Raw genomic sequence first — 23,385 nt, 5'->3', positions numbered from 1 at the left:
GCAGTTGGATCCCCTACGTTTCCCTCGAGCGGACCGGACAGCAAACGTTAATTAGTGCGCACGATTGGTCCCGACTGGAGGGCCCTTAGCTCAGTCCGGTGAGAGCGCTCGGCTCATAACCGAGTGGTCGATGGTTCGAATCCGTCAGGGCCCATGGAGTGCTGCTCGCGTCTGCTCGCAGCACAGAATGACTCCCTATTGATTCGAAGCAGGGAGGTACTTTGCTCCGACCGGGATTCGAATCCGTCGGGGCAATGATTACTGGAGACCACACGCTTAACCCTTAAATCGGAGATATTCGTTATTTTGTCGGCTTCGGCCCAATGATCAGCCATGACTTGCAGGGTCTGAGACGGCTATCTTCGAAGCAATTCTCGATCTTCATACCCGTACGTATACAGTGTCTTAGGACGATCGTTTCGGGAGATGAAGCCCTATACCGAATGCAACGTCCTCTTATTGCCTCTGTCGAAGACCGTGCTGGCTCACTGCGACACCAGGTGGAGTTACAACTGAAATGGTAGACGTGTCCCAGTCACCGATCCCCCGATCGTACCGGCTCGCATCGCTCGCGACGCTGGTGCTGACGACAGTTGCCACCAGCGTCGGACTGTTCGTCCCGAACTTCTACCGCGATCACCCAGTATTGCTCCCCCAGATATACGGGCAAGACCTGTTAACGCTCGTGGTTGGCGTCCCAGCTCTCGCTATCTCGCTGTACTACGCGAACCGTGGGTCGCTACGGGGCTACGTCATTTGGCTCGGCGTGACTGGCTACCTATTGTACACCTACGCCTCGTACGCCTTCATGACCGCGTTCAACGAACTGTACCTCGTGTACACGACGTTGCTCTGGCTGACGTTGTTCACGTTCGTCGGTGGGATGGTTCGACTCGACGCAGCAACGCTGAAACGCGACCTAGGCAAGGCGTCCGTTCGCCCCTACGTCGCCTTCCAGCTCTCGCTGGCCGTCTTGGTCTCGTTGCTATGGCTCTCGGAGATTTTGCCGGCGACCCTTGAGGGGACGTCGCCGCTGGCCATCGGCGAGGCGGAACTCCCTACCGCAGTTATTTATTCGCTGGATCTGGGCATCATCGTCCCTGCATTTGTTCTGACAGCCTACTGGCTCTGGAACCGTCGGGCCTGGGCATACGCGTTCACCGCCGTTTTGCTCGTGAAGATTGCCACACTCGGTGGCGCCGTCCTCGCAATGATCGTTTTCATGACCCTCGAGGGGCAGGCTGTGCCGCTGCCCCAGATACTCATCTTCGGAACGCTAACGGCTATCAGTCTGTGGCTGATGGGTCGATTTCTGATGGCGATCGGTTCTGAGTCCAACCCGGTCCGGGAAAGAACATCGTAGATGGGCCTCGGGTATCCGACGACTGTCCGTGAAATACGCTTAAGACGCGGGCCGCGGTCCTGTACCTATGCGATACGTACGTATTCTCAAACGCATTATCAGTGTGTCCGTCGCTCTCTTCATCGTCGCTCTCGCCGGAACCGTCTGGCGCCAGCATGAGACGGCCCGCGCGTGGACGAACTTCGTCAGTCCGCGAACAGTGGGTTCGAGGCGGCGTTCACGGACGACGACGTCGAAGGAGTACCTGGCCCTGTCCGTGAGTACCTGACTAATGTACTCCCACAGGGACAACCGTATGTTGACCAGGTCCGACTCGAACAGACCGGTAAACTGCGCCTAGGTGATGCGTCGTCACCGTGGAAGCCGTTCACCGCGACACAGCACGCCACCGTAGATCCGCCGGGATTCTACTGGGACGCGTCGATCAGACTCGCCCCGCTTCTCTCGTTGCGCGTCCGTGACCTGTTCTGTGACCGCGAGGGCACTGCGAGCGTGTCCCTGTTCGGTGTCATCCCACTCGACAGCGCCACTTCGAGTCCGGAGTTAGAAGAAGCAGAATTGATGCGCTATCTCGCCGAGGCGGTCTGGTATCCGACTGCGCTCCTTCCCGCAGCGGGTATCGAGTGGGAGTCGATCGATGACAGTACGGCAAAAGCGACCGTCGAGGACGGGGAGTATCAGCCTCCCTTCCGTTCTCGTTCAACGAAGACGACGAGGTGACCAGGGTCTACGCCGATCGATATCGACGCGTGGACGATGGCTACGAACTGATGCCCTGGTCCGGTTACTGGCGGAACTACGAGACACAGAACGGCGTGACCGTGCCAACAGAGGGGGAGGTCGTTTGGCACCTTCCGGACGGTGACGTACACGCATGGCAGGGAAGGGTCACGGATATACAGTACGACGAACTTCGTTCCTGTCGTGGACGTAACCGATGACCCTGACTCTCTTTGCCTCGTCCGAATCCGATACCGGACAATGACTCCCCCTTCGTCCACCGACACTGCACGAGGCGGTCACAGCCCATGACGGTCTGTGAGTCGACTCGAACGGCACGGATCAGGCCGACAAGCGAAGCGAACTGTCTCCGATGTTTGATCGGCTCTCAGTATGAACGACTGTCATTTCGGGGGAGATAATTGGAATACTGTCCCATAACCGTGTGTGGGACTCCCTCTCTGTGAAGTATCGGTTCGTAGGCCTTAAGTAGTAACCAGCGATTGTGAATATATACGAAGAAAGAGGCGGCGTGCGTGACGCACTCCGTCTCCACGGATGATTCGAACCCGAAGGGGTTATATACTCCAGACGGTCTACGAATACATCCGAAGGAAATGAGGATTCCACCCCTGCGGTCCGCCGTACAGATGGGATCTGATGTTAGCCTTGGTAGTTCGGTGACGCTCGATCGGTCAGACGACCGGCGTCAGCGAACGTGGACCCATGTGTGAGTGTGTACCAACATTCACCGCCAAACAGACCCTCCCCAACTGGGGAGATCATATAGCATTCCGGTTGATCCTGCCGGAGGTCATTGCTATTGGAGTCCGATTTAGCCATGCTAGTTGCACGAGTTTAGACTCGTAGCAGATAGCTCAGTAACACGTGGCCAAACTACCCTATGGATCCGAATAACCTCGGGAAACTGAGGCTAATTCGGAATACGATTCACTGCCTGGAGTGGCATGAATCCGAAACGCTCCGGCGCCATAGGATGTGGCTGCGGCCGATTAGGTAGACGGTGGGGTAACGGCCCACCGTGCCCATAATCGGTACGGGTTGTGAGAGCAAGAGCCCGGAGACGGTATCTGAGACAAGATACCGGGCCCTACGGGGCGCAGCAGGCGCGAAACCTTTACACTGCACGAAAGTGCGATAAGGGGACTCCAAGTGCGAGGGCATATAGTCCTCGCTTTTTGCGACCGTAAGGTGGTCGCGGAATAAGTGCTGGGCAAGACCGGTGCCAGCCGCCGCGGTAATACCGGCAGCGCGAGTGATGACCGCTATTATTGGGCCTAAAGCGTCCGTAGCTGGCCATGCAAGTCCATCGGGAAATCCGCGCGCTTAACGCGCGGGCGTCCGGTGGAAACTGCATGGCTTGGGACCGGAAGACCAGAGGGGTACGTCCGGGGTAGGAGTGAAATCCCGTAATCCTGGACGGACCACCGGTGGCGAAAGCGCCTCTGGAAGACGGATCCGACGGTGAGGGACGAAAGCTCGGGTCACGAACCGGATTAGATACCCGGGTAGTCCGAGCTGTAAACGATGTCTGCTAGGTGTGGCACAGGCTACGAGCCTGTGCTGTGCCGCAGGGAAGCCGTGAAGCAGACCGCCTGGGAAGTACGTCCGCAAGGATGAAACTTAAAGGAATTGGCGGGGGAGCACTACAACCGGAGGAGCCTGCGGTTTAATTGGACTCAACGCCGGACATCTCACCAGCATCGACAATGTGCAGTGAAAGTCAGGTTGATGACCTTACTGGAGCCATTGAGAGGAGGTGCATGGCCGCCGTCAGCTCGTACCGTGAGGCGTCCTGTTAAGTCAGGCAACGAGCGAGACCCGCACTCCTAATTGCCAGCAACACCTAGCGGTGGTTGGGTACATTAGGAGGACTGCCAGTGCCAAACTGGAGGAAGGAACGGGCAACGGTAGGTCAGTATGCCCCGAATGTGCTGGGCGACACGCGGGCTACAATGGCCGAGACAGTGGGATGCAACCCCGAAAGGGGGCGCTAATCTCCGAAACTCGGTCGTAGTTCGGATTGAGGGCTGAAACTCGCCCTCATGAAGCTGGATTCGGTAGTAATCGCGCCTCAGAAGGGCGCGGTGAATACGTCCCTGCTCCTTGCACACACCGCCCGTCAAAGCACCCGAGTGGGGTCCGGATGAGGCCGGCGCAACGCCGGTCGAATCTGGGCTCCGCAAGGGGGCTTAAGTCGTAACAAGGTAGCCGTAGGGGAATCTGCGGCTGGATCACCTCCACAGACCGGGACCGGGGCGCTGCCCCGGCCCACCTTAACTCGTGGCGCTTTGCGCCACGTGGTTTCACGTTCGATCGAGCCACGTCGTGGCCGATCGGGCACCTTTGAACTACCAAGGCTAACGTTTCACGCTCTGTCCGCCCTCGTGGCGGACGTGGGCCCATAGCTCAGTGGTAGAGTGCCTCCTTTGCAAGGAGGATGCCCAGGGTTCGAATCCCTGTGGGTCCATGTCTCGGAGGAAATCTCGGATCGTGCCCCTTAAGTGGGAGACGACCCGAGGATTGAATCCGAACGAACCGATGCACCACCCCGCGCAAGCGTGGGTGGGAAGGGTTAATGCAGGCCGGCCGTCTACCGGCGTGCAGATGATACCGTGTGTACGTGTAGTCCAGGCGTCCACTGGACCCGTTCCCGGGTCACGATGTTGCGACTCTGTCGCAACGCCGATCCGATGAACGTGGCTACTGTGCCAGCTGGTGGATCGCTCGGCTTGAGAGCTGAAGAAGGACGTGCCAAGCTGCGATAAGCCCAAGGGAGCCGCACGGAGGCGAAGAACTTGGGATCTCCGAATGGGAATCCCCACCGCAATTGCTTCGCGCAATGGGGAACGTCGAGAATTGAAACATCTTAGTACCGACAGGAAAAGAAAGCAAACGCGATGTCGTTAGTAATGGCGAATAAACGCGACACAGTCCAAACCGAAGCCCTCACGGGCAATGTGGTGTTCGGACTGACGATCACTTCCCGAACGGCGACGCGAAGTCTCTTGGAATAGAGTACGAGACAGGGTGACAGTCCCGTACCGTCGGCAAGTAAGGAACGAGTCAGCTCCAGAGTATCGGGGGTTGGATATCCCTCGTGAATATCGCGGGCATCGACCGCGAAGACTAAACACTCCTCAAGACCGATAGCGAACAAGTAGCGTGAGCGAACGCTGAAAAGCACCCCACGAAGGGAGGTGCAATAGGGCGTGAAATCAGTTGGCGATGGAGCGACAGGGCACACAAGGTCCCGGACAAAATGAATCAGGTGCGAACCTGTAGTAAGAAGTTTGGGAAGCCGGTGTTCTGTCGTACGTTTTGAAAAACGAACCAGGGAGTGTGCCTGTTTGACGAGTCTAACTCGATCATCGAGGAAGGCGAAGGGAAACCGACATGGCCGCAGTGCTTTGCACGAGGGCCGCCGTGTTCAAGCGCGGGGAGTCAAACGGGCACGACCCGAAACCGGACGATCTAGGCGTGGGCAAGGCGAAGCGTGCCGAAAGGCACGTGGAGGCCTGTTAGAGTTGGTGTCCTACAATACCCTCTCGTGACCTACGTCTAGGGGTGAAAGGCCCATCGAGTCCGGAAACAGCTGGTTCCAACCGAAACATGTCGAAGCATGACCTCTGCCGAGGTAGTTCATGGGGTAGAGCGACGGATTGGGGGACCGCACTCCGAGAGGAGTGTGCCCCCCTGTCCAACTCCGAACCTATGAACGCCGCTTGACGCAGGGAGTCCGGTGCACGGGGTAAGCCTGTGTACCGTGAGGGAGACAACCCAGAGCTGGGTTAAGGTCCCCAAGTGTAGACTAAGTGCGATCGAAGGTGGTCTCAAGCCCTAGACAGCCGGGAGGTGAGCTTAGAAGCAGCTACCCTCTAAGAAAAGCGTAACAGCTTACCGGCCGAGGTTTGAGGCGCCCAAAATGATCGGGGCTCAAGTCTACCACCGAGACCTAGCAGCACCACTCAGACTGGTGATCTCGTAGGTTGGCGTTCTGTTCGGGTGGAAGCACGGCTGAGAAGTCGTGTGGACCGTTCAGTAACGAAAATCCTGGTCATAGTAGCAGCGTTAGTCGGGTTAGAACCCCGACGGCCGAACGAGTAAGGGTTCCTCAGCAATGCTGATCAGCTGAGGGTTAGCCGGTCCTAAGTCAGCCCGTAAGTCGAAGCTGACAACAGGGAAATAGGTTAATATTCCTATGCCAGTGTGTACTCAAAGCCAACGCTTTGGGGCCGCCTCTGCCGGGCTTTCGCCCGGTCGAACAGTCGAAGTTCGTGGAAGCCGTAATGGCACGAATCGACCGAATGGCTGGATAGCGTAAGAGAGGTCAACCTAGAGCCCGTGAAAAGGCGAACACACTGTCCGTACCGAGATCCGACACAGGTACTCGTGGCGGCGAAAGCCAAGGTCTGTCGGGAGCAACCGACGTTAGGGAATTCGGCAAGTTAGTCCCGTACGTTCGCAATAAGGGATGCCTGCCCTGCAATGGGGCAGGTCGCAGTGACTCGGGCGCTCCGACTGTCTAGTAACAACATAGGTGACCGCAAATCCGCAAGGACTCGTACGGTCACTGAATCCTGCCCAGTGCAGGTATCTGAACACCCCGTACAAGGGGACGAAGGACCTGTTAACGGCGGGGGTAACTATGACCCTCTTAAGGTAGCGTAGTACCTTGCCGCTTCAGTAGCGGCTTGCATGAATGGATCAACGAGAGCGCCACTGTCCCAACGTTGGGCCCGGTGAACTGTACGTTCCAGTGCGGAGTCTGGAGACCCCCAAGGGGAAGCGAAGACCCTATAGAGCTTTACTGCAGGCTGTCACTGAGACGTGGTCGCCATTGTGCAGCATAGGTAGGAGCCGGTACACAGGTACCCGCGCTAGCGGGCCACCGAGGCAGCATTGAAATACTACCCGATGGTGACTGCGACTCTCACTCCTGGCGGAGGACACTGGTAGCCGGGCAGTTTGACTGGGGCGGTACGCGCCTGAAAAGATATCGGGCGCGCCCCAAGATTTCCTCATCCGCGTCGGAGACGCGGAAAAGAGCGCAAGAGCAAACGGAAGTCTGACAGTGTCCGGCACAACGACGGACGCTGACGCGAAAGCGTGGTCTAGCGAACCAATTAGGCTGCTTGATGCGGCCAATTGCTGACAGAAAAGCTACCTTAGGGATAACAGAGTCGTCACCCGCAAGAGCACATATCGACCGGGTGGCTTGCTACCTCGATGTCGGTTCCCTCCATCCTGCCCGTGCAGAAGCGGGCAAGGGTGAGGTTGTTCGCCTATTAAAGGAGGTCGTGAGCTGGGTTTAGACCGTCGTGAGACAGGTCGGCTGCTATCTATTGGGGGTGTTACGGTATCTGACGGGAACGTTCGTATAGTACGAGAGGAACTACGAATGGGTGCCACTCGTGTACCAGCTGTCCGAAAGGGCACGTGCTGGGCAGCGACGCACCACGGGGTAAGAGCTGAACGCATCTAAGCTCGAAACCCACCTGAAAAAGAGATACCACCGAGGCCACTCGTAGAAGACGAGATCGATAGACTCGGGGTGTACGCACCAAGGCAACGAGGTGTTGAGCCCGCGAGAACTAATCGGCCAAGCCACACACTCATACACTACATCGCATTGGATCCGTGACGCGTGAACGGGTCCGGACGCAAACTGGACTACACGTACATTCGGTCTTGGACACACCACCGATATTGGCATGATCGCGGTTCGATTCCGTGAATCGGCATTACGGCGGCCATAGCGGCGAGGTGCCTCCCGTACCCATCCCGAACACGGAAGATAAGCTCGCCTGCGTTTCGGTCAGTACTGGAGTGGGCGACCCTCTGGGAAATCTGATTCGCCGCCACCATTCATATCGGCCAATAGAGCCGAAATATACCGATCGTGGTCTGACGGCGGTTCGATTCCGCCGGTCGGCATTACAGCGGCCATAGTGGCGAGGTGCCTCCCGTACCCATCCCGAACACGGAAGATAAGCTCGCCTACGTTACGGTCAGTACTGGAGTGGGCGACCCTCTGGGAACCCCGTTTCGCCGCTTCCATTCATACTTCAACCCGCATAGTCGCTACTATGCGGGTTTTCGTATTTATTGTCGCACACTCTATGCTGTTTGTAACTGAGAGAAGAGAAACCGCTGTTGGCTAACTCAGACGAGTTCGATGATATTCCCGTTCGAGGTGACGTGCAGATCCCGTCCGAGCTTGTATCCCTGATTCGTGGCCAGATCGACGTATCCCGAGAAGCCGCTCATGTTCTGGTGTGCCGGAATCACGTGTTCGGGCTGCAGCGCATCGAGCATCTCGTAGTGACCCTCCTGACAGAGGTGCCCCGAGACGTGAATATCGTCGTAGATGCGCGCACCTTGCATGCGGAGGAGTTTCTCGGCCTGGTAGCGCTGGCCCTCGTTGGTCGGTTCCGGAATCACCCGTGCCGAGAAGACGACTTTGTCACCGTCCTCCAGTTCGTAGGGCGTCTCGCCGCGGCCCATACGGGTGAGGGTCGCACGCGGCTCGCCCTGATGACCGGTAACGACGGGGAGGAAGTTTTCCTTGCCCTCGTTCATGATCCGCTCGAACGTCTGCTCGATGGATTGGCGGTAGCCGACCATCTCGACGTCGGAGGGGAAGTCGATCCCGATTTGTTTCGCGGTGCCGGAGTAGGTTTCCATCGAGCGGCCCAGCAGGATCGGCTGCCGGCCGATATCTCGAGCGAACTCGATGAGAGACTTCACCCGTGCGATGTGACTCGAGAACGTCGTCGCGACGATGCCGCCGTCGTAGTCCTCCATGCTGTAGAGGACGTCACGGAGGTGTTCGCGGGCGACGCTCTCGGAGGGAGTCCGCCCCTTCTTGTTGGCGTTGGTACAGTCTTCGATGTAACAGAGGACACCCTCACCTTCGCGACCGATCTCACGGAACCGTTCCATGTCGATCGGGTCGCCGATGACGGGGGTGTGGTCCATCCGTTTGTCCAGCCCGTAGACGACGGCGCCTTCGGGCGTGTGGAGGACGGGGTTGATCGCGTCGACGATGGAGTGGGTGACGTTGACGAACTCGAGATCGAGGACGCCGCTGTCGCCGATCGACGTCGTTTCGCCGGGATCCATCGCGATCAGATCGTTGTCGGCGTCGAACTTGCCCTCCTCCTCGAGTTCGCCTTTGACCAGTTCGAGCGTGAACGGGGAGGCGATGATGGGGGCGTCGTATCGGTGTGCGAGTTTGCTGATCGCACCGATGTGGTCGAGGTGGCCGTGCGTCGGCACGATCGCCTGAACGTCGCCCTCGAGATCGCTCATGATCCGGTCGTCCGGAATGGCACCCATGTCGATCAGATCGAGACTGTGCATGCCTTCGGTTCGGATGTTGTCGTGAATGAGTACCTTCGACAGGTTCAGACCCATGTCGAAGATCACGATGTCGTCGCCAGCGCGGACAGCCGTCATCTGTCGGCCGACTTCCTCGTAACCGCCGATCGTCGCAATTTCGATTTCCATTGGTGGGACCGATCAGAGCAGTCCTGTGGACAGTCATGCGGCCAGAACGGTTGCCGGACGGATGTGCTGCACGGCGAGAACCGGCTTCGATCACGTCTCGGGCGGTCGAACCGATATCCGGCCCCGACTGCGCCACGGACAGCGCCTTTTTCGGATAGTATAGCAACCGCTCTCCCGACGTAAGTAGCCCCGGGTTTCAGCGAGCGAGGGAGCGATCAGCCGGGGGTCGATTGGTGTGAAAACTGGTAGTCGCGGGAGCCGGGAACCGAGACGCGACGGTGAATCGCATCGGCACCACATTTTGGGTCGGATGGCGGCTCGAGGCGGTGCTGACTGGGTCGAGCGGGATGGTCGGGACAAGGGCCTATTCGGTACTCGTGGCGTCGGGCGGTTGCCGTCCGTGGCGGCCCCGTGGTATCGACCTCGTGTGGCGGTCGGCGGAGATTAGTCGCTGATATATTGTTGCTCCCACTCGCGGCGTCGTTCGATGGCTTGTTGGCCGCTGTCGCTGATCTCGTAGTAGTTCGTCCGGCGGTCGAGTTGCCCTTTCTCGACGAGATCCTTGTTGACGAGCGTATCGAGGTTCGGATACAGCCGCCCGTGGTTTATCTCGCTGTTGTAGTACGTTTCGACTTCGTCTTTGACGTCTTGGCCGGACGGCTGATCGGCCCCCGCGATCACGTACAGAAGGTCTCGTTGAAACCCAGTCAGATCGTCCATTGTGTACTCGGGTGGACGAACGGGAATCCGACTATTTGTTATCGATTTCGTATCAACCGTTCCGAAGTCGTTTCGGGCAACTAATTGAGGCTCTCGGATCGATGGGTCCGATTTCACTCGGTAACGACCGACTATATCCGAGCGACGAGGGGGTCGTTCTCCCTCGCTCGGGCGAACGCAGTCGCTCGAGGCGTCTGCGTTACGAAGAATGGTATTCGAACTGTGAAACCCGTTACCGAACGCAAGTAGCCGTATTACAGGCGGGTGACGTTGGTGGCGCGGGGGCCCTTGGGGGCCTGTTCGATGTCGAATTCGATCTCTGTGCCTTCTTCGAGGTCCGGACCGCCAACGTCTTCCATGTGGAAGAAAACGTCATCGTCCGCGTCGTCAGTCTCGATGAAACCGTAGCCGCCTGTGTCGTTGAAGAAATCAACGTTTCCTTTCGCCATTGCAATTCCAGAGAGACCCGCGATGCGTATAACAGTTGTGCAATTATTCCGCAGCCGAAAGAAAAATACTGAGCTATAATAGGAAACGGGTGACGAGCGAACTGCAGAGAAACAGCGGAACCTGTTTTTCTCGAGTGGCGAGTGGCGGAATCGGACGGAAACCCACGGAACAACTCTCCAACTGGATGTACTCCCCAACTGTCCCCGTAGTCGTCCGTTAAATACGTCCCGAGAGTTCGTGACACTGGCGATATCGTTGGGTCAGATTCGAAGCGGAGTGACCGTCCGTCAAGAACGCCTTCGGACCGCTTTCGTCTCGAGGGCGCGCGTTCGATGGGGGGTCGAACAGTGGACGCGGATTATCGTCGATGCGTCCGACCGCCGTTCGAGGAGACGGGCGGCGCGATCGCGGGGGCGAAGTAGCATCGTTTAGGTGAGTCCGACGGATACGCGGCGGCATGAGTCAGGAACGATCCGTCGGCGTCCCGACGACCGCACAGGTCGCGTTGATCGGGCTCTTCGTGACGGCGCTCGTCACCGCACAGTTGACCGCGTCGAAGGTGTTGGCCTTCGAACTGCCCGTCGCGATCCCGATCACCGGGGCACAGCTCGCGTTGCCGGGGGCCGCGCTCGCCTACGCACTGACGTTTCTCGCGAGCGACTGTTACACCGAACTGTACGGTCGCCGCGCCGCACAGGTGCTGGTCAACGTCGGCTTCGTGTTGAACTTCGTCGTTCTCGCGCTGGTCTGGTCGACGATCGCCGCGCCCGCCGCCCCCTCGAGCGTCGATCCGGGCGCGTTCGAGACCGCGCTGGGGGCGTCGACGAACGTGGTACTGGGGAGCCTCCTGGCCTACGTCGTCAGTCAGAACTGGGACGTTCTCGTCTTCCATCGGATCCGCGAGTACACCGGCCCCGAGAAGCTCTGGCTTCGGAACATCGGGTCGACGGCCTCCAGTCAGGCCATCGATACCGTCATCTTCGTCGTCGTCGCGTTCGCCGTTGCACCCGCCGTCCTCGGCGTCGGTACGGTCCTCAAGCCCGACCTCTTGCTCTCGTTGATCGTCGGCCAGTACCTGCTGAAACTCGCGATTGCCTTCCTGGACACCCCGGTCGTCTACGCCATCGTCTCGCTCGTGCGCTCGCGCGAGGGGGTCCCGGCCGAAGACGCCAGCACCGCCTGATCGCTCGCGGCTCGCAGTCACCCTCCTCACAGCCCCGGAGTTTTCGGTCCGAACGGGGAGCGTTTAGTAGCCCGCTCGAGAGGTGCGGGTATGGACGAACGGGTCCGCGAACACGCCGAGGTACTGGTCGACTGGAGCGCGCGGGTCGAGGCGGGCGACGACGTGGTCGTCTCGGTCGGGCCGGACGCCCACGAACTGGCCGTGGCCGTCGCCGAGAAACTCGGCGAGCGGGGCGCGAACCTGCTCGCGACGTACAGTTCGGGCGAGGTCACGCGGGCATATCTGCAGGCCCACGACGACGCGTTCGACGAGGCCCCCGCCCACGAACTCGCGCTCGTGGAGAACGCGGACGTCTACCTCTCGCTGGGCGGCGGGCGAAACACGAGCGCGACGGCGGACGTGCCGGGCGAGCGCCGGCGGGCCTATACCGAGGCCAGAAACGAGATCCGGGAGACGCGACTGGGGACCCGCTGGGTGTCGACGGCGCATCCGACGCGCTCGCTGGCCCAGCAGGCGAACATGGCCTACGAGGAGTACCGGGACTTCGCCTACGACGCTATCCTGCGCGATTGGGAGTCGCTGGCCGACGAGATGGCGCAACTGAAAAACCTCCTCGATGCGGGCTCAGAGGTGCGGCTCGTCTCGAGCGATACCGATCTCACGATGTCGATCGAGGGCCGAACGGCGGTCAACAGCGCCGCCTCCGTCGCCTACGATTCCCACAACCTGCCAAGCGGCGAGGTCTTCACCGCGCCGTACGCGACCGAGGGCGAGGTGACCTTCGACGTGCCGATGACGATCCGGGGCGAGTCCGTCCGGAACGTCCGCCTCGAGTTCGAGGACGGCGCGGTCGTCGATTACGACGCCGAACAGGGCGAAGGCGTGATCGGCGATGTCCTCGAGACGGACGACGGCGCGCGCCGGTTGGGCGAACTCGGTATCGGGATGAACCGTGGGATCGACCGCTACACGGACAACATTCTCTTCGACGAGAAAATGGGCGATACCGTCCATCTGGCGCTTGGCCGAGCGTACGACGCCTGTCTTCCCGACGGCCAGTCGGGCAACGATTCGGCGGTCCACGTCGACCTGATCACCGACGTTAGCACGGACTCCCGCCTCGAGATCGACGGCGAGGTCGTCCAGCGAAACGGGATCTTCCGGTTCGAGGACGGGTTCGATGCCTGAACGCTCGAGCTGACTGGCCGGTAGGGAATGCTTACCGTCCTCGAACGCGCTCGGAAACGCCGGAAGCAATACCATACTAATCCGTACGGAGCCCCTCACAACGGATACCGCCGCACCGGTGGCGGCCAGTAACCGGTTGGGATCACACGTCCCGGAATCGACCCGTCCACAGTCGTCTGCCCGCCCTGCCGGAGGCGGTACGCGTCGTCGGGCGGCGACGGGGCCGTTCGCTCCCGGTGCGTCCCCGGTCGCTCCTCGACGAGGTATCCGGCGGTCTCCGTTTTCGTCACGTTCTCGAGTTTCGAGCCCCAACCACGGCTATGCGCGATCACCTTCGATCGGGGGCCGCGATCTTCAACGCCGGCCACTACCACGCCGCCCACGACGCCTGGGAGGACCGCTGGCTCGAGTGCGAGTCCGGCAGCGACGACGAACGGTTGCTTCATGGACTCATCCAGTACAGCGGTGCGGTCTACCACGCCCGCGAGCGAAACTGGGAGGGCGCGGTCGGGCTCGCCGAGAGCGGCGGCGAGTACCTCGCGGGGCTGCCCGCGGACTACCGCGATCTGGGACTCGAGCCGATCCGGACCGCGCTGTCCGAACTCGCGACCGATCCCGAACGGATCGAGCGAGGCCCGCCAGTCCCGATCGAACACGAGGACGGGCCCCCCTCGCTTTCGGGGCTCGCGTTCGAGCCGACGGCGATCGCGGCGGTCGTCCTCGCCGAGGAGTTCGGCTACGACCCGGAGCCGGTCGCACGGGCTCGGGAGTACGCCGAGGACGCCCTCGAGGCCGGCGAGGACGGCAGTCAGTTCATCACGCTGGTGTTCGATTTCGTCCGAGAGGACGAGCATCGGGGGATCATTTATCAGCGCCTGACGGACCACGTCGGCCGGCGGCGGGCTCGCGAGGAGGACGTCGAGGGACTGTTCTGATGCGTCGGCGCTCGAGTCTCGGGTGACGATTCGCCAGGTGACGTTCTGAGCGGCACGTGGTCGGCCAGCGCGCCGATAGCCGCCGTCGTTCGCCGGCGGCCGGAGGTTCAAGTCGGCCCCGTCCGAACGCCGGGGTATGGAAATCGGTACCGTGTTACCACAACTCGAGATCGGCTACGACCCGGAGACGCTCGCCGACTACGCACGGCGGGTCGAGGCCTCGGGGTACGAACACGTGCTGGCGTACGATCACGTCCTCGGGGTGAACCCGGACCGGGAGGGATGGGACGGCCCATACGACTACGAGAGTACGTTCCACGAGCCGCTGACGACGTACTCCTATCTGGCTGGGCAGACGGAGGCGTTGACGTTCATGACGGGGATTCTCGTCCTGCCACAGCGCCAGACGGCGCTCGTGGCGAAGCAGGCCGCCCAGCTGGATCGGTTTACCGACGGCCGATTTCGGATGGGGGTCGGCGTCGGCTGGAACGAGCCCGAATACGTCGCGCTCGGCGAGGACTTCTCGCGACGCGGGCAGCGCATCGAGGAGCAGGTCGAGGTCCTGCGGTCCCTGTGGACCGACGAACTCGTCGAGTTCGACGGCGACTTCCACGAGATTCCCGATGCCGGTATCCGACCGCTGCCGGTCCAGCAACCGATCCCGCTCTGGATGGGCGGGATGGCAGAGCCGGTCAAGCGCCGGGTCGCCCGGCTTGCGGACGGCTGGTTACCCCAGTTCCAGCCGGGCGACGACGCCGAGGCCCACCTCGCGGACCTCGCCGAGTACGCCGAGGAAGCGGGCCGCGATCCCGACGACATCGGCCTTGCCGGCCGGATGTACGCCGTTCCCGACGAGGAAGACGAGTGGATCGAGCGCGCCCAGGCCTGGCGGGAGCTGGGGGCCGACTACCTCTCGATCACGACGATGTACCAGGGTCTCGAGGGCGAGGAACACACGGCCCACCTCGAGCGGGTCGCCGAGGTGTTGACCGAGACCGGCCTGCTATAGTTTATTGGTGTCCGGCCACCGGCAACGGCTCGTACGGTTCCTCGAGGTACTCCATATCGGAATCCGAGAGGTCGATCTCGAGTGCCTCGACGGCGTCTTCGAGGTGTTCGACGCTGGTCGTCCCGACGATGGGCGCGTCGACCCACTCCTTGTGGAGCAGCCAGGCCAGCGAGATCTGGGCCATCGAGACGCCCTTGTCGGCGGCCAACTCCTGAATCCGTTCGTTGATCGCCTCGCCGCCGCCCTGGAGATAGGACATCTGCTCGAGGTACTGGTCAGTCCGACCGCGCGTGGTCGACTCGATCTCCTCGTGGGGGCGGGTCGCGACGCCGCGGGCCAGCGGTGACCACGGGATGACGCCGACGTCTTCCTTGTCACAGAGGGGTAACATCTCGCGTTCCTCCTCGCGATAGAGGACGTTGTAGTGGTTCTGCATCGTTGCGAACCGCTCGAGGTCTAACGCATCGCTCGTTTGCAAGGCGTCGGCGAACTGGTGAGCCCACATCGAGGAGGTGCCGATGTAGCGTACCTCGCCGCGGCGGACGGCGTCGTCGAGCGCCCGCAGCGTCTCGTCGATCGGCGTCTCGTAGTCCCAGCGGTGGGTCTGGTAGAGGTCGATGGTGTCCATCCCGAGTCGCTCGCGGCTGGCCGCGAGTTCCTGCTCGATGGCTTTGCGGGAGAGGCCGCTGGCGTTGGGGTTGCCGGGATCCATCTCGCCGAAGACTTTCGTCGCGACGACCTGTGAGTCGCGGTCGTAGCCCGCGAGCGCGTCGCCGAGGATCTCCTCTGACTCGCCGGTGGAGTAGACGTTCGCGGTGTCGAAGAAGTTGATGCCGAGATCGATCGCGCGGTCGATCAACGCCTTGCTCTCCTCGGGGTCGAGCATCCACTCCCGTTCCGTACCGAAGCTCATACAACCGAGACAGATTCGGCTGACCGTCATCCCGGTCGAGCCGAGCGTCGTGTACTCCATGGATCACGATCCGACCGGCGGCGACAAAAAATCGGGCTCGTCGGAGTCGGTTGCCGGCTCTTGTCAGGCGTCCGGTTCGACGACTTGCTCCTCGCCATCGTAGTACGCGGAGTTGTCCTGCGGGTCGTAGCCCAGCGCCGCTCGAGCGCGCGCGATCGAGTAGTACTTGCGGTCGTTGTCGGAGATGCCGTAGACGATCTCGTAGTCGTAGTCGGCGCGGATACAGCGGTCGAACAGGTGCGCACAGTCGCGGTAGGAGAGCCACATTGCTTGCCCGCGCTCGTAGTCGATCGGCGGGTGGCCCTGCGTGAGGTTGCCGATGCGCACACAGGCAACGGAGAGGTCGTGTTCGTCGTGGTAGTACCGACCCAGCGTCTCGCCGGCGGCCTTGGAGACGCCGTAGAGGTTGCTCGGGCGGGGGAGTTCGGTCCCGTCGAGCAGGTAGTCGTCGTCTTCGCGATACATCTCGGGCGTTCGCTCGTCGGTCTCGTAGTTGCCGACGGCGTGGTTCGAGGACGCGAAGACGACCGCCTCGACGCCGGCGTCGACGGCCGCCTCGAAGACCGTCTGGGTCCCGTCGATGTTGTTCGTCAAGACGCTGTTCCACGGCGCTTCCGGCCGCGGGTCGCCCGCGAGGTGGATCACGACGTCGATGCCGTCCATCGCCTCTCGGACGGCCTCCGCGTCGGTGATGTCCGCGACGACGAACTCGCCCGGCTGGTCGTCGGTCGGCGGCTCCCGATCCAGTAATCGCCACTCGTAGTCGTCCGCGAGGCCGCCGAGGATGGCGTCTCCGACCCGCCCCGCAGCCCCGGTGAGCAGGACTGACTGTGCCATTCGTTCGGTGGAAGGGAAAGCGTCGATAAGTACCATGCGGTTTGCCCGGCGTGCGGTCGGCGATGGCACACGCCCCCCGATCGACTCACTCTCGAACCGACTCGAGTCGCATCAGCGGATAGCCGTCCTCCATTTCCATGCGGGTGACGACCGTACAGCCTTCGTAGTCGACGACGATTTCGACCTCGAGGAAGCGCCCCGTCAATTCGGTGTAGTCGGCCGTCGACTCGGCGAGTGCGGCCTCGAGTTCGTCGGTTCGGACGTCGACGGTGACTTCGCGACAGTGGGGCTGGTTCTCGATCGATTCCGCCATCGCCGTCGCGAGGCTGGGCGCGCTTTCGGGCGAGACGGGCGTGCCGGCGAACTGGTGGTACAGCGAGCCGAACTTGATGCCGGCCTCGAAGCAGGCCGTCTCGGCGTCGGTCGGTGTCTCGGAACTCATACGATGGGTCTCGTCTGCGGCCGGCAAGGGGATTCCGATGTTCGTGGAGCGACGATTGCGACGGTCCGGACACGTCGCTTGCGTCTGGCCGTCCGTCCGGAGCGGTCGTCGGCTCGCTGCCGACCGGGGCGGACGCGAGCGATCCGCCGCCGGACCGAGGACCTCCCTTTCGAAATCGTGCCGCCGTTCGACCGATATCGACCCGCTCGCGACTGATTTCACTTTCACTTTCGGGCTATCTTTTAACCCCCGTGCCCGCAAAGACGGTGACATGAGCCAAGCGACGCTCGGCGACGACGAGGAACTGTTCGGGGAAGCCGCCAACGAGATGCGCGAGGACGTCGAGTCCTCGCTCGAGGCGGCCTGGGCGGCCCTGCCCGACGCCGACGACGTCTGGGAGACCGACGCGGACAACGTGTTGGGCGCACTCAACGGGCTCAACTCCGCGCTGGAAGTCGGCGACGCCGAGGATCACCTCCGCGACGCGAAGAAGTGGTTCACGATGGGCCAACGCGCCGACGCCTTCGACGACGCCGACGACCTCGAGGCCGAGATCGAGGCCCTCGGGGACGCGATCACGGACATCGCCGAGGCCGGCGAGCAGGTCGGCGAACTCACGTCGACGATCCCGGCGCTTCGGGGCACGCTGCAGGACGCCGGTCCCGCCGACGACGAGGCGGCCGACGCCGCGGACGAAGCGGACGACGAGGAAGACGAGGAGTAATCGGCCGCCCTCGGGTTCGCCGACCTATCGGTCCGCGGGCCGCGAGACGTCGCGTTCGGCGACCGCCTCGAGCAGCCGAGCGAGCGCGTCGCCGGCGAGATCGAGCAGTTCCGCGCCGCGAGCAGCGTCGCCTTCACCCGGATCACCGACGACTCCGTTCTCCGTAAACTCGGCCGCGTCGTAGGCCAGGTTGGCGTGACTCGTCCACTCGCCCCAGCCGTCGGCAGCGCCGTCGCGGGCCTCGTCGATGCGGTCCTCCCGAACCGAGTCGGGATCACAGTGACGTAGTAGGGCCGTCTCGAGGGGGCCGCCGTGGCCCATATCGGCGCTGTGGTCGCCGACGGCCTCGAACCAGGTGAACGGGGCGACGTAGGCGTCGCCGTCCCGCGTGAGTCGCCCGCCGACCTCCCGGAGGGCGTCGACGTTGCCGCCGTGGCCGTTGACGAGGACGACCCGGTCGAAGCCGTGGTGAGCGAGGCTCGCGACGGCCTCGCCGACGTAGTCCCGGAACGTGTCCGCCGAGACCCACATCGTGCCCGGGAACTGGCGGTGTTCCTCGGCGATCCCGACCGGAATCGCCGGCGCGCGGACGACCTCGCGCTCGCAGCGGTCGACCCCGGCGTCGGCGACCGCCTCGGCCGTCGCCACGTCCGTCCCGAGCGGGGCGTGGGGCCCGTGCTGTTCCGTGCTTCCAACGGGGACGACCGCGAGGTCGGTCTTGAGGTCCCGAACGTCGGTCCACGTGTTCTCGGAGAGGTGCATGGCCGAACACTCCGACCGCGCGGGCATCAAACCCGCGGTGACGGTGACCGCGACTCGCCTGCGTCACGGCGAACGCAGGCCCAACCCGTTTGCGTCGCCGACTCCTTTCACGACCCATGCCCGACGATAGCCGCGAACGCGGCGTCGAACTCGGCGGCTTGCAGGAGACCCTCGAGAGCGAGTCGTACCCGATCAGCCACGACGAACTCCTCGAGAAACACGGCGACGAGACGATCGAGATGAGCGGCAACACGACGACACTCGAGGACCTTATCGGCCCGCTCGGCGAGGACGAGTACCGCGACTACGAAGAAGTCGAGGGGGCGATCATGAACATGGTCAGCGACGAGGCCATCGGACGGAAGAACTACAGCGATCGGACCCCGCCCGCCGCGGGCGAGGATAGACAGGACGAGGGCGGCCCGGATCAAGACGACCAGGACGGACAGGAATCGTTTTAGTTCAGACCCTCTCATACGGCCTACTGCAAGTCATTGCCGGTGGGACCGCAGGACGTTCGCGGCCCAACCGGTACATCGTTACAGCAAACCGTTTCAGTCGTCGCCGGCTTCGGTTCGGGCCTGTCGTTGCTGGGCGCGTTCGATGAATTCCTGCGGTAACTCGTCGATCTCGCCGGCCTGGACACCCCAGAGATGCGAGTAGAGCCCGCCGTTTTCCAGCAACTCTTCGTGGGTACCCCGTTCGACGATCTCGCCGCCCTCGAGGACCAGCACCTGATCGGCGTCCTTGATCGTCGAGAGCCGGTGGGCGATGGCGAAGGTGGTCCGGTCTTCCGCGAGGTCGTCGATCGAGCGCTGGATGAGCATCTCCGTCTCGGTGTCGACGTCGCTGGTCGCCTCGTCGAGGACCAGAATGTCCGGATCCTTGAGGATCGCGCGGGCGATCGAGAGTCGCTGGCGCTGGCCGCCCGAGAGCTTGACGCCGCGTTCGCCGACCTCGGTGTCGTACCCCTCCGGCAAGTTCTGGATGAACTCGTGGGCTTCGGCCATCTTCGCGGCTTCGATTACGTCCTCCCGGTCGGCGTCGAAGGTGCCGTATTTGATGTTTTCCTCGACGCTGCCGTAGAACAGGAACGTATCCTGGCTGACGTAGCCAAGCGACTCGCGCAGGCTCCGCAGCGTCACGTCCTGTACCTGCTGGCCGTCGACGCGGATCTCGCCCTCGTCGACGTCGTACATCCGCAAGAGGAGTTTGAGGACCGTCGACTTGCCGGCCCCGGTCGGACCGACCAGTGCGAGCGTCTCACCGCCCTCGACGGTGAAGTCGATGTCCTCGAGGATCGGCTCCTCGTCGTAGCCGAAGGAAACGTTGTCGTACTCGACCCGGCCCTCCGTTACCTCGAGATCGGGTGCGTCGGGCTCTTCTCCGACCCGGTTGGGTTCGTCCATCAGCCCGAAGATGCGGGCGCTCGAGGCGCGGGCCCGCTGATACATGTTGATTATCTGTCCGAACTGGGCCATCGGCCAGATAAAGCGCTGGGTGTAGAGAATGAAGACGACGAACATCCCGGTCGAGAGGCCGCCGGTGAACGGTCCCGGCGGGCCCTGTGTGACCCAGAGTCCGCCGACCGTGAAGGTGATGACGAAGCCGATCCCCGCGAGGACCCGCAGGCCGGGGAAGAACTTGATCCGGGTACGGATCGCCCCCCAGTTGGCGTCGAAGTACTCCCGGGAGACGTCCTCGACGCGGTCGGACTCGTAGGACTCGGTCGTGCTGGACTTGATCACCTGAATGCCGCCGAGGTTGTTCTCGAGTCGGGAGTTGACCTTGCCGACGGTCGAGCGGACTGCCGCGTACTTGGGTTGGATGGTCTGGATGAACAGGTAGGTGAAGACGGCGATCAGTGGCACCGGAAGCAGGGCGACCAGCGCGAGCTGTCTGTTGATCGCAAACAGCAGGCCGCCGATCCCGACCACCATCACGAGCAGCCGAAAGAGGGAGTTCATCCCGTCGTTTAAGAACTTCTCGAGGCGGTTGACGTCGTTCGAGAGGATCGACATCATCTCGCCGGTCTGTTTGTCCGCGAAAAAGCCCATGTCCAGACGCTGCATCTCGTCGTAGGTGTCGGTCCGGATGTCGTGTTGGACGTTCTGGGCGAAGGTGTTGAACCCCCAGTTTCGGGTCCAGTGAAAGACCGCCGACAGCAGGAAGGAACCGGCGATGATTCCGACCGTCAGCCAGAACTGCGCCATTCGGCCGTCGGGGACGTACGGGCCGACGAACCCGCTGCCGATCGGGAACGCCTCGGCGTACGGGATGTCCTGTCGGATCACGGCGTCGATCGCGATCCCGAGCATGAGCGCGGGGAGCAGATCCAGGATTCGGGCGAAGAAGCTCGCGATGATCCCGACGACCGCGGCACCGGTGTAGTTCGATCCGTACTCGAGGAACAACCGCTTCATCGGGTTCTCGATCTCCTCGCGTTGTTCCTCGAAGGGATCGTCCTCGTCCAAGTCGGCGCCACTCATTGCACACGGCTCCGGGATCGCCGGCAATAAGGGTTATCTACGAATCGAAACACGTCAGGGGCGAACGGCCGCCGTCGGGGCTGCGTCGGGATCGGCCAGCGCCCACTGCTCGAGCGTGTCGAAGCCGGGGGTAACCTCGAAGATCGACGTCCGGTTCGACTCGAGGTCGATCTCGACCCGATCGCCGACCTCGATCCCGGTTTCGTTCGCGTAGCCGCGGGGCACCTCGAGGACCCACTTCCCGCGGCCCGAGTACTCGAGGTCCTCGCCGTCCTCGCCGGGTTCGGGTGCGCGGGCGTGGTGTATCTGAGTTATCTCGCCGTCGGCGTCGATGAAGATGATGTCGATGTCGAAGTCCATCTCGCGCATGACGTATGTGAGTTCCTGCTCCCGATTGTGGACGAACAGCATGCCGTTGCCTCGCTCGAGGGTGTCGTGATCGCTCAGGCCGGTGTAGCGTTCCGAGCGGTCGTCGGCGACTTCGACGTCGACGACGGCTTTGGGTTCGGCGCTGGTCCCGTCGTCCGTGGCACCGTCGTCGCTGGCACTCGAGCCGTCGTCAGCGTCAGTGGAACCGCTGTCGTCCGTGTCACTACTGGCATCGCCGTCACCGTCGTCGGTGGCGCTGCCGCCGTCAGTCCCACCGCTGGAGCCGTTCCCGCTGTCGGCTTCGTTCGCGGTGCCGTCTCCGGTATCCGATCGCGTCGTCGACTCGCCGTCGGTCTCGTCGTCGAAGATCCGGACTTCGCCCTCGTCCGGTCCCCACGGAACCGAGACCAAACCGGCTTGCACGAGGACGACGCCGATGATCGAGACGGCGGCGATCACCAGCAGCCCCTTCCAGACGGACTCGAGCGCCATGCACGATTCCTGTGGGGCCAGAGAGTAAAGGTTATTCGGACGGACCTACTCGTCTCGGGTGCGGGCTCGTGGTCTAGCTGGTCATGACGCGGCCTTTACAAGGCCGAGGTCGGTGGTTCGAACCCGCCCGAGCCCACTTCCTGCTGCGAGCAAGTTCGCGAGCAGCAGGTATGTGGACCGAGGGCGGTTCGAACGAGAGAAGGCGACGCGAACCCAGTGAGCGAGTCTTCGCGTTGTTCGAACCCACCCGAGCCCAGCCGAGACTTTACCGTGTTCAAACCCGCCGCTCCGAGCGGTCCGGCAAACGGGGAGAAACGACCTCGAGTCGAGACGTCTGACCGACCAACGCCGGCCGTAGTGCTGGCGTTACTGTTTGAGTCGGGCGACGTTTTCACGGATCTGACCGAGCAGGCCCTCGCCCGACTCGGTCTGGAGGGCGGCATGCAGCGTCGAGTTCTCCGGTTCGTCCTTGACGACGATCCGGAGGTACGGCTCGAGTTGGTCGAAGTTGTCCGCGAGGACGACGGTGTGGTTGTCCTCGTCGTGGTCGACGACGCCGGCGTCGTCCAGTTTCGGGACGTGACACTGGACCGACGACACGTAGACGCTCTTGTACTCGTTTTTCGCGACCTCGTCCGGCGGGACGTCGTGTTCCCAGCCCGCGACCGTTTCGGCCAGCGTCGAGAGTTCGATCGGGTCCTCCCGACCGCGAAGGGCATAGAGGAGGTAGCGACGCCGGCGGTTCGCTAACAGCTCGAGAATCGTGTCGGCGTCGAGTTCATGGGCCTCCTGACTCGAGGTAAGGGCTTCCATAACACGGTATTACCTCCCGGGGCGCAAAAGGGTGTCTTGAATATCCGAAATTCCAACAGACGCCGGTAATGGCATGTAGAGTCGCGTGTATCGCCTCCATTACTCACGAATCACACCCGTACTCGAGCGGTCCGGTCGCCGGCCGGCCACCTGTAAGCCGATCGGAACGACGATCGCGATTCGAAATCCTTTTTTATACGATGGACGGAGAAAGAGATGCGCCGCCTTAGCTCAGACTGGGAGAGCACTCGACTGAAGATCGAGCTGTCCCCGGTTCAAATCCGGGAGGCGGCATACTCCTACGGTTCGTTGTGTATTGACCGTACAGCGGCGGATTTCGGCAGTGTTACCCCCGCGATTCCGGAGAGATTTGAACCGGCTCA

16 protein-coding genes, 4 tRNA genes, 4 rRNA genes and 2 pseudogenes are annotated in these 23,385 nt (G+C 62.1%); 16 read left to right on the top strand and 10 right to left on the bottom strand.

The genetic code is table 11. The features are described 5' to 3' along the window. The first annotated feature begins 79 nt into the window (after nucleotides 1-79). From NP511_RS08065 to rrf (NP511_RS08025), 8 genes and pseudogenes are all read left to right on the top strand, one after another. Nucleotides 80-154: transfer RNA gene (locus NP511_RS08065), tRNA-Ile, on the top strand. A 363-nt stretch (nucleotides 155-517) separates the two neighbouring features. Next, the gene (locus tag NP511_RS08060; protein WP_049965582.1) at nucleotides 518-1,363 is read left to right on the top strand and encodes a hypothetical protein; all 846 of its coding nucleotides are present in this window, start codon (nucleotides 518-520) and stop codon (nucleotides 1,361-1,363) included. A 171-nt stretch (nucleotides 1,364-1,534) separates the two neighbouring features. Continuing rightward, a pseudogene (locus NP511_RS08055) lies at nucleotides 1,535-2,304 on the top strand (DUF6920 family protein). 570 nt (nucleotides 2,305-2,874) lie between these two features. Then, nucleotides 2,875-4,347 (top strand): 16S ribosomal RNA (locus NP511_RS08045). Between the two features lie 155 nt (nucleotides 4,348-4,502). Further along, a tRNA-Ala gene (locus NP511_RS08040) sits at nucleotides 4,503-4,574 on the top strand. A 224-nt stretch (nucleotides 4,575-4,798) separates the two neighbouring features. Then, a 23S ribosomal RNA gene (locus tag NP511_RS08035) occupies nucleotides 4,799-7,720 on the top strand. Between the two features lie 129 nt (nucleotides 7,721-7,849). Then, nucleotides 7,850-7,971, top strand: a 5S ribosomal RNA gene (rrf, locus tag NP511_RS08030). A gap of 71 nt (nucleotides 7,972-8,042) precedes the next feature. Continuing rightward, nucleotides 8,043-8,164 (top strand): 5S ribosomal RNA (gene rrf / locus NP511_RS08025). Together the 16S, 23S and 5S rRNA genes with 1 tRNA gene alongside form the textbook arrangement of a ribosomal RNA operon. A 105-nt stretch (nucleotides 8,165-8,269) precedes the next feature. Here rrf (NP511_RS08025) and NP511_RS08020 read toward each other — a convergent pair. From NP511_RS08020 to NP511_RS08010, 3 genes are all read right to left on the bottom strand, one after another. Next, complete coding sequence (locus NP511_RS08020; protein ID WP_049965095.1) at nucleotides 8,270-9,616, bottom strand: ribonuclease J; 1,347 nt, start codon at nucleotides 9,614-9,616, stop codon at nucleotides 8,270-8,272. A gap of 444 nt (nucleotides 9,617-10,060) precedes the next feature. After that, nucleotides 10,061-10,336 (bottom strand): PadR family transcriptional regulator, encoded by a 276-nt coding sequence (locus NP511_RS08015; RefSeq protein ID WP_006182671.1) that lies wholly within the window; start codon nucleotides 10,334-10,336, stop codon nucleotides 10,061-10,063. A 254-nt stretch (nucleotides 10,337-10,590) separates the two neighbouring features. Beyond that, complete coding sequence (locus NP511_RS08010; protein ID WP_006182670.1) at nucleotides 10,591-10,785, bottom strand: cold-shock protein; 195 nt, start codon at nucleotides 10,783-10,785, stop codon at nucleotides 10,591-10,593. Nucleotides 10,786-11,243: 458 nt separating this feature from the next. Here NP511_RS08010 and NP511_RS08005 point away from each other — a divergent pair, with 458 nt between their 5' ends. From NP511_RS08005 to NP511_RS07990, 4 genes are all read left to right on the top strand, one after another. Beyond that, nucleotides 11,244-11,969 (top strand): queuosine precursor transporter, encoded by a 726-nt coding sequence (locus tag NP511_RS08005; protein WP_049965094.1) that lies wholly within the window; start codon nucleotides 11,244-11,246, stop codon nucleotides 11,967-11,969. A gap of 90 nt (nucleotides 11,970-12,059) precedes the next feature. Further along, the gene (locus tag NP511_RS08000; RefSeq protein WP_006649961.1) at nucleotides 12,060-13,157 is read left to right on the top strand and encodes an aminopeptidase; all 1,098 of its coding nucleotides are present in this window, start codon (nucleotides 12,060-12,062) and stop codon (nucleotides 13,155-13,157) included. Nucleotides 13,158-13,477: 320 nt separating this feature from the next. Then, entirely contained in the window at nucleotides 13,478-14,092 is a 615-nt protein-coding gene (locus tag NP511_RS07995; protein ID WP_049965092.1) for a DUF309 domain-containing protein, read from the top strand. A gap of 136 nt (nucleotides 14,093-14,228) precedes the next feature. Beyond that, nucleotides 14,229-15,101: an LLM class F420-dependent oxidoreductase gene (locus NP511_RS07990; RefSeq protein WP_049965091.1), complete on the top strand. Its 873-nt coding sequence runs from the start codon at nucleotides 14,229-14,231 to the stop codon at nucleotides 15,099-15,101. A 1-nt stretch (nucleotide 15,102) separates the two neighbouring features. On the opposite strand, the gene NP511_RS07985 is transcribed toward NP511_RS07990, so the two are convergent. The 3 genes from NP511_RS07985 to NP511_RS07975 form a co-directional block, all read right to left on the bottom strand. Beyond that, the gene (locus NP511_RS07985) at nucleotides 15,103-16,074 is read right to left on the bottom strand and encodes an aldo/keto reductase (protein ID WP_006649964.1); all 972 of its coding nucleotides are present in this window, start codon (nucleotides 16,072-16,074) and stop codon (nucleotides 15,103-15,105) included. A 63-nt stretch (nucleotides 16,075-16,137) separates the two neighbouring features. Next, nucleotides 16,138-16,911: an NAD-dependent glucose-6-phosphate dehydrogenase Azf gene (azf, locus tag NP511_RS07980; RefSeq protein ID WP_006649965.1), complete on the bottom strand. Its 774-nt coding sequence runs from the start codon at nucleotides 16,909-16,911 to the stop codon at nucleotides 16,138-16,140. A gap of 85 nt (nucleotides 16,912-16,996) precedes the next feature. Next, the gene (locus NP511_RS07975) at nucleotides 16,997-17,353 is read right to left on the bottom strand and encodes a dihydroneopterin aldolase family protein (protein WP_006649966.1); all 357 of its coding nucleotides are present in this window, start codon (nucleotides 17,351-17,353) and stop codon (nucleotides 16,997-16,999) included. A 271-nt stretch (nucleotides 17,354-17,624) separates the two neighbouring features. Here NP511_RS07975 and NP511_RS07970 point away from each other — a divergent pair, with 271 nt between their 5' ends. Continuing rightward, nucleotides 17,625-18,077 carry a DUF5790 family protein gene (locus NP511_RS07970; protein ID WP_006649967.1) on the top strand — a complete coding sequence of 151 codons (453 nt, stop codon included), beginning with the start codon at nucleotides 17,625-17,627 and terminating at the stop codon, nucleotides 18,075-18,077. A 24-nt stretch (nucleotides 18,078-18,101) separates the two neighbouring features. Here NP511_RS07970 and NP511_RS07965 read toward each other — a convergent pair whose 3' ends face one another. Continuing rightward, nucleotides 18,102-18,839, bottom strand: coding sequence for a creatininase family protein (locus tag NP511_RS07965; protein ID WP_049965103.1), 738 nt, complete (start codon nucleotides 18,837-18,839; stop codon nucleotides 18,102-18,104). Between the two features lie 116 nt (nucleotides 18,840-18,955). Between NP511_RS07965 and NP511_RS07960 the strand changes: the two genes are divergently transcribed. Then, the gene (locus NP511_RS07960) at nucleotides 18,956-19,300 is read left to right on the top strand and encodes a DUF5789 family protein (protein WP_049965090.1); all 345 of its coding nucleotides are present in this window, start codon (nucleotides 18,956-18,958) and stop codon (nucleotides 19,298-19,300) included. Nucleotides 19,301-19,393: 93 nt separating this feature from the next. Here NP511_RS07960 and NP511_RS07955 read toward each other — a convergent pair whose 3' ends face one another. Further along, nucleotides 19,394-21,328 carry an ABC transporter ATP-binding protein gene (locus NP511_RS07955; protein WP_049965089.1) on the bottom strand — a complete coding sequence of 645 codons (1,935 nt, stop codon included), beginning with the start codon at nucleotides 21,326-21,328 and terminating at the stop codon, nucleotides 19,394-19,396. A 54-nt stretch (nucleotides 21,329-21,382) separates the two neighbouring features. Then, a pseudogene (locus NP511_RS07950) lies at nucleotides 21,383-21,838 on the bottom strand (DUF192 domain-containing protein); the annotation flags it as partial. Between the two features lie 413 nt (nucleotides 21,839-22,251). Between NP511_RS07950 and NP511_RS07945 the strand changes: the two are divergent. Next, nucleotides 22,252-22,325 (top strand) — tRNA-Val (locus NP511_RS07945). A gap of 230 nt (nucleotides 22,326-22,555) precedes the next feature. Here NP511_RS07945 and NP511_RS07940 read toward each other — a convergent pair. Then, nucleotides 22,556-23,002 (bottom strand): DUF7344 domain-containing protein, encoded by a 447-nt coding sequence (locus NP511_RS07940; protein ID WP_006182656.1) that lies wholly within the window; start codon nucleotides 23,000-23,002, stop codon nucleotides 22,556-22,558. A 220-nt stretch (nucleotides 23,003-23,222) separates the two neighbouring features. Here NP511_RS07940 and NP511_RS07935 point away from each other — a divergent pair. Further along, nucleotides 23,223-23,296: transfer RNA gene (locus tag NP511_RS07935), tRNA-Phe, on the top strand. Nucleotides 23,297-23,385: the final 89 nt, after the last annotated feature.

Origin of the sequence: Natrinema thermotolerans, assembly GCF_031165565.1 — an archaeon.
Lineage (GTDB): Archaea > Halobacteriota > Halobacteria > Halobacteriales > Natrialbaceae > Natrinema > Natrinema thermotolerans.
The sequence above is the reverse complement of the archived record's forward strand: the minus strand, read 5'-3'. Positions and strand labels throughout refer to the sequence as shown.

Bases quoted from the DNA above. Each gene is read 5' to 3' on its own strand.
- NP511_RS08060 (WP_049965582.1), top strand. From the start codon at position 518: ATGGTAGACGTGTCCCAGTCACCGATCCCCCGATCGTACCGGCTCGCA.
- NP511_RS08020 (WP_049965095.1), bottom strand. From the start codon at position 9,616: ATGGAAATCGAAATTGCGACGATCGGCGGTTACGAGGAAGTCGGCCGA.
- NP511_RS08015 (WP_006182671.1), bottom strand. From the start codon at position 10,336: ATGGACGATCTGACTGGGTTTCAACGAGACCTTCTGTACGTGATCGCG.
- NP511_RS08010 (WP_006182670.1), bottom strand. From the start codon at position 10,785: ATGGCGAAAGGAAACGTTGATTTCTTCAACGACACAGGCGGCTACGGT.
- NP511_RS08005 (WP_049965094.1), top strand. From the start codon at position 11,244: ATGAGTCAGGAACGATCCGTCGGCGTCCCGACGACCGCACAGGTCGCG.
- NP511_RS08000 (WP_006649961.1), top strand. From the start codon at position 12,060: ATGGACGAACGGGTCCGCGAACACGCCGAGGTACTGGTCGACTGGAGC.
- NP511_RS07995 (WP_049965092.1), top strand. From the start codon at position 13,478: ATGCGCGATCACCTTCGATCGGGGGCCGCGATCTTCAACGCCGGCCAC.
- NP511_RS07990 (WP_049965091.1), top strand. From the start codon at position 14,229: ATGGAAATCGGTACCGTGTTACCACAACTCGAGATCGGCTACGACCCG.
- NP511_RS07985 (WP_006649964.1), bottom strand. From the start codon at position 16,074: ATGGAGTACACGACGCTCGGCTCGACCGGGATGACGGTCAGCCGAATC.
- azf (WP_006649965.1), bottom strand. From the start codon at position 16,911: ATGGCACAGTCAGTCCTGCTCACCGGGGCTGCGGGGCGGGTCGGAGAC.
- NP511_RS07975 (WP_006649966.1), bottom strand. From the start codon at position 17,353: ATGAGTTCCGAGACACCGACCGACGCCGAGACGGCCTGCTTCGAGGCC.
- NP511_RS07970 (WP_006649967.1), top strand. From the start codon at position 17,625: ATGAGCCAAGCGACGCTCGGCGACGACGAGGAACTGTTCGGGGAAGCC.
- NP511_RS07965 (WP_049965103.1), bottom strand. From the start codon at position 18,839: ATGCACCTCTCCGAGAACACGTGGACCGACGTTCGGGACCTCAAGACC.
- NP511_RS07960 (WP_049965090.1), top strand. From the start codon at position 18,956: ATGCCCGACGATAGCCGCGAACGCGGCGTCGAACTCGGCGGCTTGCAG.
- NP511_RS07955 (WP_049965089.1), bottom strand. From the start codon at position 21,328: ATGAGTGGCGCCGACTTGGACGAGGACGATCCCTTCGAGGAACAACGC.
- NP511_RS07940 (WP_006182656.1), bottom strand. From the start codon at position 23,002: ATGGAAGCCCTTACCTCGAGTCAGGAGGCCCATGAACTCGACGCCGAC.